This is a genomic window from Paraburkholderia tagetis (assembly GCF_022213065.1).
GTDB lineage: Bacteria > Pseudomonadota > Gammaproteobacteria > Burkholderiales > Burkholderiaceae > Paraburkholderia > Paraburkholderia tagetis.
On the sequence record NZ_JAKLJA010000003.1, the window covers coordinates 243672 to 256115 of the forward strand.

The window sequence follows — 12444 nt, forward strand, 5'->3', positions numbered from 1 at the left end:
GCAGCGGGTTGAGCGCACTCTTACGCTTGTCGCATCTTCCCCAAGCCGACAGGACGCACGCCATGACACCACGCGACGCGCTCGAGTATCTCTGGATGCTGGCCCATCCCCACGACAGCGCTGAAGACCACCTGGCGGCGCTCGACTCGGTCGACATCGAAGGCGGCGATCCCGGCTTGCCTTCGGTGTTTCGCGTCGGCACGCTGGCGGTGGCGAGCATCGGTGCGGCGGGACTGGCGGCGGCGCGTTTTCACCGGCTGCGCGGCGGACCCGAGCAGCGCGTGGGCATCGACGTGCGCCGCGCGCTCGCGGCGTTTCGCAGCGAGCGCTATCTGAGCGTCGACGGCGGCGCGCCATTCGAATTGCGTCATCCCGTGACGGGCTACTTCGAAACGCGCGACGGCCGCTGGATACAGCTGCATGCGAACTTCGCGCACCATCTGTGCGGCATCCTGCGCGTGCTCGGCTGCGGCGAGAGTCGTGACGACGTCGCGCGCGCGATCCGCACGCACTGGGATGGCGCCGCGCTGGATGAGGCGCTCGCGCAGGCGGGGCTGTGCGCGGCGCTCGTGCGCACGCCGCGCGAATGGGCTGCGCTCGAACAGGCGCAGGCCGTGGCGGGCTTGCCGCTCTTCGAGATCGAACGTATCGGCGAAGGCGACGAGGGTGGTGCTGGCGACGATGGCCGCGATAGCCGCGATGGCCGCACGCCCGCGCAGCGGCCCGGTGCGAGGCCGCTCGAAGGCGTGCGTGTGCTCGACCTCACCCGCATCATCGCGGGGCCGGTGGCGGGGCGCGTGCTCGCGCATCACGGCGCCGATGTGCTGCTCGTCAACGGCCCGCATCTGCCCAACATTGCGCCGCTCGTGATCGACAACGGGCGCGGCAAGCGCTCGGCCACGCTCGATTTGCGCGAGGCCGCGGACCGCGCCCAACTGCACGCGCTTGTGCACGACACGGATGTGTTCCTGCAAGGCTATCGGCCCGGCGCGCTGGCGGCGCACGGCTTTGCGCCCGAGGCGCTGGCGCGCGAGCGGCCCGGTATCGTGTGCGTGTCGATCTGCGCGTACTCGCATCGCGGGCCGTGGCGCGAGCGACGCGGCTTCGACAGCCTCGTGCAGTCGGCGAGCGGGATCGTTTGGGCCGAGAGCGTGGCGGCGGCCCACGGCGGCGTCATGCCGGCCGCGCAAGCCGCACAAGCCGCACAAGCCGCACAAGCCGCACAAGCCGCACAAGCCGCACAAGCCGCACAAGCCGCACAAGCCGATGCCTCAGCCGGTAAATCCTCAGCCGGAAAATCGTTCGATACACCGCGTCCGCTGCTGTGCCAGGCGCTCGATCATGCGACCGGCTATCTTGCCGCGTTCGCTGCGATGGTCGCGCTCGCGCGACGCGCACAGGAGGGCGGAAGCTGGCACGTGCGCGTATCGCTCGCGCAGACGGGACACTGGCTGCAGACGATGGGCATGCTCGCGGACGGCCAGCGCGCGCCCGACCTGCGCGCACAAGACCTGGCAGATTGCTTCGAGGAGCGCGATACGCCGTTTGGACGCGTGCGCGCCGTGGCGCCCGCCGAGCGGCTCGAACGCACGCCGGCGTTCTATGCGCGCTCAAGCGTGCCGATCGGGACCGATGCGCCGCAGTGGCCTGCGTGAGCGTTCCTTATTTGCGCAACTCGGCAACGAAGTCGTAGTAGTCGTTGCGGCAGTACGTATCGGTCAGCTCGATGGCGCGTTGATCGGCGGTATAGCCCACGCGCGTGATGAGCAGCAGCGCTTCGTTCGGTGCGATGCTCATCTGCCGTGCGATTTCCTCGCTCGCGTTCACCGCGCGAAAGTGTTGCAGCGCGCGCACGATCGCGAGGCCGCGCTGCTCGAGAAAGCTGTAGAGCGAATCGCCGATGGCGGTTGGATCGGGGATCAGCGCGGCGGGGAAGGTCGAGTTCTCCACGGCCATGACGATGCCGTCGGCCAGACGCAGACGCTTCAGGCGCGTCACGGCGGCGGCGGGCGACAGGCCGAGCCGGATCACCTCGTCGCGGCTCGCGGGCTGGATCTCGCGCGAGAGCCAGCGCGAGCTGGGCGTGAAGCCGCGCTGGCGCAGCATCTCGCTGAAGCTCGTGAGACGCGATAGCGGATCTTCATAGCGCGGCGTGATGAAGCTGCCCGCACCCTGGGTGCGGCGGATCATGCCTTGCTCGACCAGCAGCGCGATGGCCTTGCGCGCGGTGATGCGCGAGACGCCGAGCGCGTCGGCGAGCACGCGCTCGGAGGGCAGCGCTTCGCCGGCGGACCAGCGGTTTTCGTGAATCGCATCGGTCAGCTTGCGCGCGAGCTGCAAATAGAGCGGCGTGTCGTTGTCCGGGTCCGGGCGCAGGCCGCGCCAGCGGTCTTCCGTGGAGGCGTTCATGGGAGGCAGGCGTGAGAGGCGAACGGCAATTTTATGTCATAGGCGGCGAGGCGCGGAAATGATGGACTTACTCGTCGACGCATGGCCCGGCGCCACGCCAGGCGATACACTGGCCGTTCGCTGCAAGCGCAGATTCGCATGAGACCGGAAGGCAAGGGTCTCTGCATGAGACTGGCGCGAGTATTGAATGAAGCGATTGAAGCGATTGAAGCACTTGCGCCAGTCGACAGGAGACTAGATGACAACTGATATCGCCACTATCGCGCTGCCCGGCGGCGAACGCATCGCGAAGCTCGGGCAGGGCACGTGGGAGATGGGTGAGCGCCGGGGGAACCACGACTCGCGTCGCGCCGACGAAATCGCCGCGCTGCGCGAAGGCGTCGCCCTCGGCATGACGCTCATCGACACCGCCGAAATGTACGGCGACGGCGCGACTGAAACGCTCGTCGGAGAAGCGCTGCAAGGATTGCGCGAGGACGTGTTTCTCGTGAGCAAGGTGTATCCGCACAATGCGAGCCGGCGCGGTGTCGAGCGCGCTTGCGAGGCGAGCCTGAAGCGCCTGAACACCGACCGGCTCGATCTGTATCTGCTGCACTGGCGCGGTGGCGTGCCGCTCGAGGAAACGGTGCAAGGGTTCGAGGCGCTCGTGCGCGCGGGCAAGATCCGCTACTGGGGCGTGAGCAACTTCGACACCGAGGACATGGAGGAGCTCTTCGAGGTCCCGGGCGGCGACGCCTGCGCAATCAACCAGATTCTCTACAACGTCGCGCGGCGCGGCCCTGAATACGACCTCCTGCCCTGGAGCGACGCGCACGGCATGCCGCTGATGGCGTACAGCCCCGTCGATCATGCGCGCCTGCCGAGACGCTCGCCGCTCGACGACATCGCGTCGCGGTATGGCGTGTCGATTTATCAGGTGGCGCTAGCGTGGGTGCTGCGCCAGCCGAATGTCTGCACGGTTCCGAAGGCGGGACGTGTCGATCACATCCGCGACAATCGCGCGGCGCTCGACCTCGTGCTGAGCGCCGAGGACCACGCGGTGCTGGATGCTTATTTCAAGCCGCCGCGCAACAAGCGGCCGCTGGAGATGCTGTAGCGCGAGGGAGAGGTTGCGGGAGGGCGGGGGACGCGCACTGCTGCGTGTTTGTCGGGTTGTCGGGTTGTCGGGTTGTCCTTTTCCCGGCCCGGGAAAGGCGCTCGGGCGAATGGAGCGAATGGGGCGTCAGGGGAGCGTTGTGACCCGAGGCGTGCACCGGGGCGCCGGCGCGCGAAACCGGCTTCGTGCCAAACCGGCTTCCGGCCACCGGCGGCGGCGCCCGGCCGGGGGACCAAGATACCGCCGCCGTTGCTGCCTGGAATGACGCGACCGGCCGTCGCGTCAATTCGGGGTGGTTGCGGCGGCATGGTCGCACCGCCGTGCGATTTCAATGGCTACCGCCGCCTTTGCCGCCACCGGAGCCGCCGCCGTACCCGCCGCCCGGGCCGCCCGACGGTCCCCCCTTGCCGAATCCTCCACCAAAGCCGCCGAAGCCACCGCCCTGGCCGCCGCCAAAGCCGCCTCCGAACCCGCCACCGAAGCCACCCGATGGTCCACCTGACGGACCACCTGACGGCCCGCCATGAGCGCCACCACAACCGCAGCCGTGACCGCCGCCGCCATTGCTGCCGCCGCCATTGCTGCCACCGCCGCCGTTGCTGCCGCCGCCGCCGTTGCCGCCGCCGCCGCCGTTGCTGCCACCGCCGCCATTGCTGCCGCCGCCGCCGTTGCTGCCGCCACCGCCGTTGCTGCCACCGCCCGAGTTGCTCGAGCCGCTGGTCGCGCCGCCGACGCCCGAAGTGCCGTGGCCCGAACCCGAACCAGAGCCTGAACCAGAGCCACTTCCCGAACCGGAGCCGCTTCCGGAGCCGGTGCCCCCCGGGCCCCCGGCGCTCGCGGAACTCGACGATGGCCCGTTGCCGCTGCCTCCGCCGCGGCCGCAGTTGCCGCTAGAGCCCGCGTAGCAGTTTCTCCGCTCGAATACGAATGCGGCATCGGCTGCCGCGCTGGCGGAGTCCGCGGTAGCCGTGTCCGCGCCTGCTGCGTTTCCGGAGTGGGTGTCCGACGAAGTCGACGTTGGTGAGAGCGGCGTTCCCGGCGACGCGCCTTCGGTCGCCATGCCGGCGCCAGCCATGCCAGCCGCGCCGCTCGCAGGCAGCGCGGCGTCGGCGACGATCACCCAGCTTGGCGCCGTTGCGTTGTCGGCGGCCTGTGCGCCGACGGCTGACAGGAACAGACTTGCGCCTGCCGTGCCGATTGCAACGATTGCGAGTCCCCGGCCAATCCCGTAGCAGTGCAGATGAAAAATTGTTTTCTTCATTGCTTCCTCCCGGGAAGCGATAGCGTGTATCCGCTTCGCTTCTCTTGCGCCTTGTGTCCGGCGCTGCATCGCTGATACGCAGGCACCGTTCCCCGTCAGGCCAAAACCGCTTCGCGCCGACGCGCGCTTCATGCCGTGCGGTATCGCACAGCCTCGCCTGCGCGGGCGGTACACATGGCACCTGGACGGTTTCGCAACGGCTGGCCAGTTCAGGAAGGAGTCCTTGCCGATTGTCGCAGTCCGTTAGAGGGCGGCAGAAAGCAGGTGCATCGTGCAGCTGGCCACCCGTTCGTCCGGCGTGACGGACCGCGCGCTTCACATCGCCTTTGCGCCGATTTCACGCCAACTTCACCCCGATGGACGACGACCAGATGCCTGGTCCCGACTAGCGAGTTTTATGCCATCGGTCCGGGAAGTCCGTGCGAAGCGGACTTAACATTTTCCCTACCAACTCGATACAGGAAAATTCACTCAAAACGTTTCGACCATGAAACGCATGCTTTACGCACGGCGATTCGTGTTGCAAAACTGGACAACGCAACGAATTTCGCCTGACGTTCGCGCGGCTCAGGAATGGGTCTGCGCCAGGTCCGCAGCGGCTTGAAGTTCGCGCAGTTGCTCGGGCGGGATGTGGCAGCGGATGCGATGGCCGTCGGCGTCCGCGTCGAAGGGCGGCGCTGCTTCGTCGCAGATCGCGCCGAGCTTGCGCGGGCAACGCGCGCTGAAGATGCAGCCCGCAGCGCTACCACTACCACTACCGCTACCGGCGGCGCTGCGCGGCATGCCGCTCGCGGATGTGGCGGCCCGGGCGTCGCTCGCGGATGTATCGTGCGAGAGCATGCCGGGATTGAGCAGCGTTTCGGTATACGGATGGCATGGGCCGTTGAGCACGGCGTTGGCGGGACCGCTCTCCAGCACACGGCCCGAGTAGAGCACCATGACGCGGTCCGCGAGATAGCGCACCACGTCGAGGTCGTGCGAGATGAACAGATAGCTCACGCCGCGCTCGCGCTGCAGGCGTGCCAGCAGATTCAGGATCGCGGCCTGCACCGAGACATCCAGCGCCGAGGTGGGTTCGTCGCAGATCACCACGCGCGGCTCGCCCGCGAACGCCTGCGCGATCGCCACGCGCTGCTTGAGGCCGCCCGAGAGCTGCCGTGCGCGGGCCGCGAGGTAGCGCACCGGCACGCGCACGGCTTCGAGCAGCGCGGCGACGCGCGCCGTGCGATGCGCTTCGGTGCTTTCATCGGCTCGTTCGCCCGCTTTTTCGTGCGCTTCCTTGTGCGCTTCCTTGTGCGCTTGCTCGTGCGCTTTTTCGTCCGACCTTGTGTCCGACCTTATATTCGACACATCGCTGGCGCAGCCGCGCCGTGCCTGGGCGAGCGCGCGACCCACGAGACGCCTCACCGGCAGCGCGCGATTGAGCGAGGCGTCGGGATGCTGGAACACGATGCGCAACGCCTGCAACTGCTGGGCATCGCGCTGCGCGAGGCGCGCGGCGAGGGGCCTTGCGTCAAGCTCGACAGTGCCGCCCGGGTCGGCGGCATGGAGCCCGAGCAGAAGCTTCGCGAGCGTCGTCTTGCCGCTGCCCGACTCGCCGACGAGGCCGAGCGTTTCCCCCGCGCGCAACTCGAGCGAAACGTCGTCGAGCACGCGCAGTGCGTGCGCGCCACGGCCAAACGTGCGCGAGATATTCGCTGCGCGCAGCACCACCTTCGCCGCTGATGCGTCGCGCCCACATGCCGTTTCTTCAGCTTGTTCGTTTGTCTGCGGGTTCGATTGTGCGGCTGGCGGCGCAATTGTCTGTGCATTAGCACTCGTATCGGCCAGGTCAGCGACGTCAGCAACAGGCAATTCGATGGCCCGCTCGTGATAGTGGCAACGCGACATCTGCTCGCCGTGCGCCGCTTCCATGCGATGGGGCGGCGGCGCGTGCTCGCGGCAACGCGCATCGGCGAGGCGGCAGCGCGGTGCGTAGACACAGCCGTGCGTGAGCGTGCCCGGCGCGGGCAACTCGCCGGGGATCGTGTCGAGCCCGCCGTGCGCCTTGTTGCGGCCCGGCGCTGGCAGGCAGCGCAGCAGACCTACCGTGTACGGATGGCGCGCCCGCGCGAACACGTCGCGCGTGGCGCCTTCTTCCACGAGCCGTCCCGCGTAGAGCACGCCCACGCGCTCGCACATCCTGCGGATCACGGCCAGATCGTGGCTGATGAGCAGCACCGCCATGCCGAGTTCCGCGCGCAGTTGCGCGACGAGCGCGAGCACTTCGGCTTCGACGGTGGCGTCGAGGCCCGTGGTGGGTTCGTCGAGGATCAGCAGCGTCGGGTTCGACGCGAGCGCCATCGCGATGACCACGCGCTGTTGCATGCCGCCCGAGAGCTGATGCGGCCAGCTCGCCATTACCCGCGCGGGGTCGGCGATGCGCACGCGCTCGAGCATGGCGTGCGACTGCCTGAGTGCGTCGGCGGGGTCCGCGCCTGCGGCTTCGAATGCTTCGCTCAACTGCCGGGCGATCGTGAGCGTCGGATTCAGCGCGCTCGCCGGGTCCTGATAGACCATCGACACCGTGTGGGCGCGCAGCATGCGCAGCCCTTCGCGATCGAGCGCGAGCACGTCCTCGCCCGCGATGGCGATGCGCCCCGCCTTCACGCGGCCGTTGTGCGCGAGATAGCGCAGCACGGCGAGCGCGACCGTCGACTTGCCGCAACCCGACTCGCCGACGAGCCCGTACGCTTCGCCGCGCTCGATGCGCAGCGAGATGTCGGTGAGCACGTCGCGGTCCTTGCCGCGCACGCGGTAGGCCACGGTGAGGCCGACCAGCGCGAGCGCGTCGTCGGTGCGCGGTATGCTGAAGGTGGCGAGGCCTGGGCGCGAGTGGCTCATGAGCCGAGCACCTCATGCAGGCTATCGGCGATCAGATTGACCGCCACGACGAGCGAGGCGATCGCGAGCGCGTCGAACGCCACCGTCCACCATGCGCCGCCCGCGAGCAGCGTGTACGACTCGGCGAGGGCGAGGCCCCAGTCGGCCGAAGGCGGCTGGATGCCGAAACCGAGAAACGAAAGGGTGGCCACCGCGAAGATCGCGTAGCCGAGACGCACCGTTGCTTCCACAACGATTGGCGGCCAGACGTTCGGCAGGATCTCGGCGAACATCACGTAGTGCGCGCGCTCGCCGCGCAGCCGCGCGGCGGCCACGTAATCGAGGTGGCGCTCGGCGAGCACGGCGGCGCGCACCGTGCGCGCGACGAGCGGCGCGAAGGTGATGCCGATCACCAGCACGACGGCGAGATTCGACGCGCCCACGGCGGCGAGCACGAGCAGCGCGACGATCACGAGGGGCAGCGCGAGCACGGCGTCGAGCGCGCGCGCGACGAGCGTGCCGGCCCAGCCTTCGACGTAGCCGGTCAGGAGGCCGAGCGCCGTGCCCGCGAGCGTGCCCGTCAAGGTGGCGAGCGGTGCGATCGTGAGAATGTCGCGCGCGCCCACGATCACGCGCGAGCAGATGTCGCGGCCGAGCTGATCGGTGCCGCACCAGTGCGCGTGATCGGGCGGCGAGAGCGAGCTGAGCGGGTCGGACGCATAGGCGTCGTAGGGCGCGATCCAGGCGCCCGCGAGGGCGCAGACGACCCATGCGAGCACGATCAGCGCGCCCAGCACGAACGCGGGCGAGCGCAGCAGCAGGCGCAGCGTGTCCACGAAGGGCGGCGCGCCGGCTTCGGCTCCGTGCGAGAGCGGGTCGTTCATCGATTCGGATACCGTATGGTTCATGCGCCTCCCCATGCGCCCGTCAAGAACCCTTTTGAGCGCGCAGCCGCGGATCGAACAGCGCGTGCAGCAGGTCGGCGGCGAGATTCGCAACCGTGTAGACGAGGCCTACCGTGAGTACGCCGGCTTCGAGCAGCGGAAAGTCCTTTGCCTTCGCCGCGTTGTAGATGAGCGAGCCGATGCCGGGGTAGCGGAACAGCGACTCGACCACCACGAGCCCGCCGATCAGATAGCCAAGCTGCGTGGCCGCCACCGTCACGCTCGGCAGGAGCGCATTGCGCAGCACGTGACGCACGATCACGACGCGGCGCGGCAGGCCCTTGAGGATCGCGGTGCGGGTGTAGTCGGCTTCGAGCGCATCGAGCATCCCCGCGCGCGCGATACGCGCGAGATAGCCGAAGAACACGAACACGAGCGGCAGCACCGGCAGCACGAGATGGCGCAGCGTCTCGAGCAGACTGGCGCCCGGCGGCGCCACGGCTTCGATCGGCAGCCAGCGTAGCCAGATGCCGAACACGAGGATGAGCGCGATCGACGAGACGAATTCCGGCACCGCGCTCGCGCACAGGCCCAGCGTGCTGATGAGCCGGTCGAGCCAGCGTCCGCCGTGCAATGCGGCCCACACGCCACCGCCGATGCCGAGCGGCACGACCACGACGAACGCGAGCAGCCCGAGCTTCGCGGATTGCAGGAGCGCGTCGCCCACCAGCGGCGCGACGGGCTGGCGGAAGGTCCACGAGGTGCCGAAGTCGCCGCGCAACGCATGGCCGATCCATCTGACGTACTGGTCCAGCAGCGGGCGGTCCGCGCCGAGCTGGTGGTTGAGCGCCGCCACGGCGCGCGCGTCGGCGAGGGGGCCGAGCACCGCGCGCCCGATGTCGCCCGGCAGCAACTGGCCGCCCGCGAACACCAGCACGGAAAGCAGCCAGAGCGTGAACAGCGCCCACAAGGCGCGCTGTGCGAGAAAGCGCGCCGCGCCCGTGCCGCGGGCCGCACCCACGGAGCGGGCGCCGGGCGGCGGGTGTGGATCGTGTGGATCGATCGAGGGCGGTCTCGTCAGCGGTGTGGCCATCGGACTCCAGATGCACGCATTACAGGCGCCAGGCTGTCGAGCGTAGCGTCGGGCGGCGCGGGTCGCAGGGTCGCTACGCTACGCCGCCGCATGGCCGCCGCTTCCGACGCGCTTGCACCGCTTATGCCGCTTATACCGCTTATACCGCGAGCGTGGCGCGGTCGAAGTAGAGCTGCGCGAGCGCCGTGAAGCGTACGCCCGAAAGCGCGGTGCGCTGCGCGATCAGCTGGTCGTAGAAGTACGGAATGATCACCGGCGTTTCATCGAGCAGCAGCGTTTCGATTTGCGCGGCCACCTGCTTTTGCGCCGCCACGTCGAGCGTTGCCGCGAACTGCGCGACCAGCTTGTCGTACTGCGCGTTGCGAAAGTGCGCCGCATTCCACGTGCCGCCGCTGGTGAGCGGCGCGTTGAGGAACACATTCGGCACGCCGCGATGACCATAGTCGGTGATCCCGAGCGGCGCGTCGAGCCAGTCCGATTTGCCGTAGGTGCCCGCGCCGTAGTACTGCGACTGGCTCTCCACCTTCAGCGCGATGCGCACGCCAATCGCCTTCGCCGCGTTCTGCACGACTACGGCGAGATCGGGAATCTCCATGTACTTCTCGGTCGTGAGCGTGATGTCGAAGCCATTGGCGACGCCGGCCTGCGCGAGCAACTGGCGCGCCTTCGCAAGATCGATCTTGCGTTGCGGCACCGTGGTGGCCGTCGACAGGAAGGCGGGCGCGAACGGGCTGTCGTTGCCCACCACGGCGCGGCCCTTGAAGAGCCCGCGCACCATCACGTCGCGATCGAGCGCGAGCGCGAGCGCCTGGCGCACGCGCTTGTCCTTGAACGTGGGCACGTCGGTGCGCATGTGGATCTGGCGATGCGCGCTCGAGCGCACGCCTGTCACCTTGAAGTCGGGATTGTTCAGGATGCCGATGCCGCCCTGCACGGTGAAGGTGCCCATCACATCGGCTTGATGGCCTTGCAGCGCGAGGATCTGCGCCTGTTCGTCGGCGTAGAACGCGAACTGCACGCGCTCGGGGAGTGCCTTCTCGCCCCAGTAGGCATCGTTGCGCACGAAGCTCGCGCCGCGCCGCGTCTCGTAGCGCTCCAGCTTGAACGGCCCGGTGCCGATAAAGCTCTTTTCGTAATTGCCCGCGTAATTCGCGGGCAACATCACGGCGTTGTAGTTGTCCGAAGAAACGGTGTAGGGGAAGTTGCCGTTGGGTGCGTCGAGATGGAACGCGACGGTGTGTTCGTCGACCATCTTCGTGCCGCCCTTCGAGAGCACGCCCTTGAGCACCGAGAGCGCCGCCGAGCCGCTCGCCGGATCGGCGAGACGGTCGAACGTGGCCACCACGTCCTTCGCGCCGAACGGCTGGCCGTCGTGGAATTTCACGCCGGGACGCAGCTTGAAGGTCCAGACGTCGGCCTTCGCGTTGGGCTGCCACGAGAGCGCGAGCGACGGTTGCAGATGGCCGTTGGCGTCGTCGTTGGCGAGGAATTCGCCGGTCTGGTTCAGGAGGCAGAGCGCGCCCGCGTCGGTCACGGTGAGCGGGTCGACCGCACCCGCCGGCATCAGGTGCGCGACGCGGATGGTCTGGCTGCCCGGTTTGCCCGCGCCGGGCGTGCCTGCCGTGCCTGGCGTGCCTGCTGTGCTTTGGGCGCGCGCGCCGTGGGGCGCGACGAGGCCGCCCGCGAGTGCGAGACTCGAAAGCCCGAGCACACCGGCGTATCGCAGCAACTCGCGGCGCGTGAACCGGCCGGCGATGAATTCGTCGATGGCATGGTTGCCGTAAGCGCCGGCGTCGTGGCGCAGCGCGTCGAAGGCGCGCGCGACCGGCGAGGGGGGCGCTTTGTCAGATTGGGCCAAGGCCGAAGCGTTTGGCAGGCTTGGCGACTGAGGTGGCCGAGGCGCTTGCGGCGAGGACTGCGACGCTTGCTCAGAGAACGGTGAACGCGAGGTCGGGCGGGGCGGCTTGAACTTCAGACGTTTCATCGGCGCGGGCTTCCGTGCGGTTCCGTGGAGGGGCGCGGCCGCAATGGAAGCGGCCGCGACGGTGGCATGCGGTACGGCAGACGACGAATCGCGTTCAGTTTACGCGTTTTCGGCCATGTTCGGCGACAGGGGCGTCGGTGGGTTGTGTCGGGGGCGTACCGGATTGCGCGCGAGCAGGGCGGCTTAGTGCGTGGCGGCGCGCGGCGTTCGTGCGAGCGGACGAGCGGACGAGCCAAAGGCACCGATTCAGGCGAGCTGTCGAGGCTCGCGCTTCGTCGTTCGCTATCAACTGTTACGGTTCCAACGTTCCAACAACTGCCATTTTCACTGTCGGAGAACTCAATGCGAACGTACGGACCTAGATTGTCGGTGATGACCTGATACTCTCTGTTGCAATACGCTGATCTCTTCTGAAAGCCAGAGATGGCAACACGCTGGACGCCACACCGGGCCATACGCTGCAACACATGGATGTCGTGATCGCCAAAACCTCAGCTGTGGACCATCAGTGATTTGCGTTGCGACAGCAGCACTTTTCGATAGAGCGTTGAGAGGTAGTGGCTGCTCCGGCAGTGCGGCGGTTGTGCTGGAGCAACAGCCGCGCGCGCGCCTCGGCGCCCCGACGCGATACAATCGGGAGCACGCGCCGCCCCATCAACAACGCCATCAATGACCAAGCCAGCCCGAGCCACGTGGATAGACCCTGCCGTCGATCCGCTTATGCGGTATGCCGCATGCAAAGCAATGGCGCGGGGGTATGCAGAGTCCCGCGCGACCGAAAAGACTCGGCTTTCTCATGCCCGCGCGTTTTGCGCCGCTGTCATCGTCAGTTATTGGGCAGCGTTGTGCCAACGG

At 68.2% G+C, this 12444-nt stretch carries 8 protein-coding genes and 1 pseudogene; 2 read left to right on the plus strand and 7 right to left on the minus strand.

Going from position 1 to position 12444, the window contains the following annotated elements; all coding sequences use genetic code 11:
• Positions 1-62 precede the first annotated feature (62 nt).
• Positions 63-1655: a CoA transferase gene (locus tag L5014_RS06260; RefSeq protein WP_238462710.1), complete on the plus strand. Its 1593-nt coding sequence runs from the start codon at positions 63-65 to the stop codon at positions 1653-1655.
• 7 nt (positions 1656-1662) lie between these two features.
• Here L5014_RS06260 and L5014_RS06265 read toward each other — a convergent pair whose 3' ends face one another.
• Positions 1663-2409 (minus strand): GntR family transcriptional regulator, encoded by a 747-nt coding sequence (locus tag L5014_RS06265; RefSeq protein ID WP_238462711.1) that lies wholly within the window; start codon positions 2407-2409, stop codon positions 1663-1665.
• A 238-nt stretch (positions 2410-2647) separates the two neighbouring features.
• Between L5014_RS06265 and L5014_RS06270 the strand changes: the two genes are divergently transcribed.
• Positions 2648-3505 carry an aldo/keto reductase gene (locus L5014_RS06270; protein WP_238462712.1) on the plus strand — a complete coding sequence of 286 codons (858 nt, stop codon included), beginning with the start codon at positions 2648-2650 and terminating at the stop codon, positions 3503-3505.
• A 328-nt stretch (positions 3506-3833) separates the two neighbouring features.
• Here L5014_RS06270 and L5014_RS06275 read toward each other — a convergent pair whose 3' ends face one another.
• The 6 genes and pseudogenes from L5014_RS06275 to L5014_RS38985 all read right to left on the minus strand — a co-directional run.
• Positions 3834-4766 (minus strand): hypothetical protein, encoded by a 933-nt coding sequence (locus L5014_RS06275; protein WP_238462713.1) that lies wholly within the window; start codon positions 4764-4766, stop codon positions 3834-3836.
• Between the two features lie 567 nt (positions 4767-5333).
• On the minus strand, positions 5334-7649 hold the full coding sequence (locus L5014_RS06280) for a dipeptide ABC transporter ATP-binding protein (RefSeq protein WP_238462714.1): 2316 nt from the start codon (positions 7647-7649) through the stop codon (positions 5334-5336).
• Positions 7646-8512 carry an ABC transporter permease gene (locus tag L5014_RS06285; protein WP_238462873.1) on the minus strand — a complete coding sequence of 289 codons (867 nt, stop codon included), beginning with the start codon at positions 8510-8512 and terminating at the stop codon, positions 7646-7648. The genes L5014_RS06280 and L5014_RS06285 overlap by 4 nt, the downstream gene beginning before the upstream one ends.
• Positions 8513-8555: 43 nt before the next feature.
• On the minus strand, positions 8556-9605 hold the full coding sequence (locus L5014_RS06290; RefSeq protein WP_238462715.1) for an ABC transporter permease: 1050 nt from the start codon (positions 9603-9605) through the stop codon (positions 8556-8558).
• Between the two features lie 139 nt (positions 9606-9744).
• Complete coding sequence (locus L5014_RS06295) at positions 9745-11409, minus strand: ABC transporter substrate-binding protein (protein WP_420800026.1); 1665 nt, start codon at positions 11407-11409, stop codon at positions 9745-9747.
• A gap of 176 nt (positions 11410-11585) precedes the next feature.
• Positions 11586-12068: pseudogene (locus tag L5014_RS38985) on the minus strand (DUF4917 family protein); the annotation flags it as partial.
• Positions 12069-12444: the final 376 nt, after the last annotated feature.

Coding starts and splice junctions, on each gene's coding strand:
- L5014_RS06275 (WP_238462713.1), bottom strand. CDS start 4,766: ATGAAGAAAACAATTTTTCATCTGCACTGCTACGGGATTGGCCGGGGA.
- L5014_RS06285 (WP_238462873.1), bottom strand. CDS start 8,512: ATGAACGACCCGCTCTCGCACGGAGCCGAAGCCGGCGCGCCGCCCTTC.
- L5014_RS06280 (WP_238462714.1), bottom strand. CDS start 7,649: ATGAGCCACTCGCGCCCAGGCCTCGCCACCTTCAGCATACCGCGCACC.
- L5014_RS06265 (WP_238462711.1), bottom strand. CDS start 2,409: ATGAACGCCTCCACGGAAGACCGCTGGCGCGGCCTGCGCCCGGACCCG.
- L5014_RS06270 (WP_238462712.1), top strand. CDS start 2,648: ATGACAACTGATATCGCCACTATCGCGCTGCCCGGCGGCGAACGCATC.
- L5014_RS06290 (WP_238462715.1), bottom strand. CDS start 9,605: ATGGCCACACCGCTGACGAGACCGCCCTCGATCGATCCACACGATCCA.
- L5014_RS06260 (WP_238462710.1), top strand. CDS start 63: ATGACACCACGCGACGCGCTCGAGTATCTCTGGATGCTGGCCCATCCC.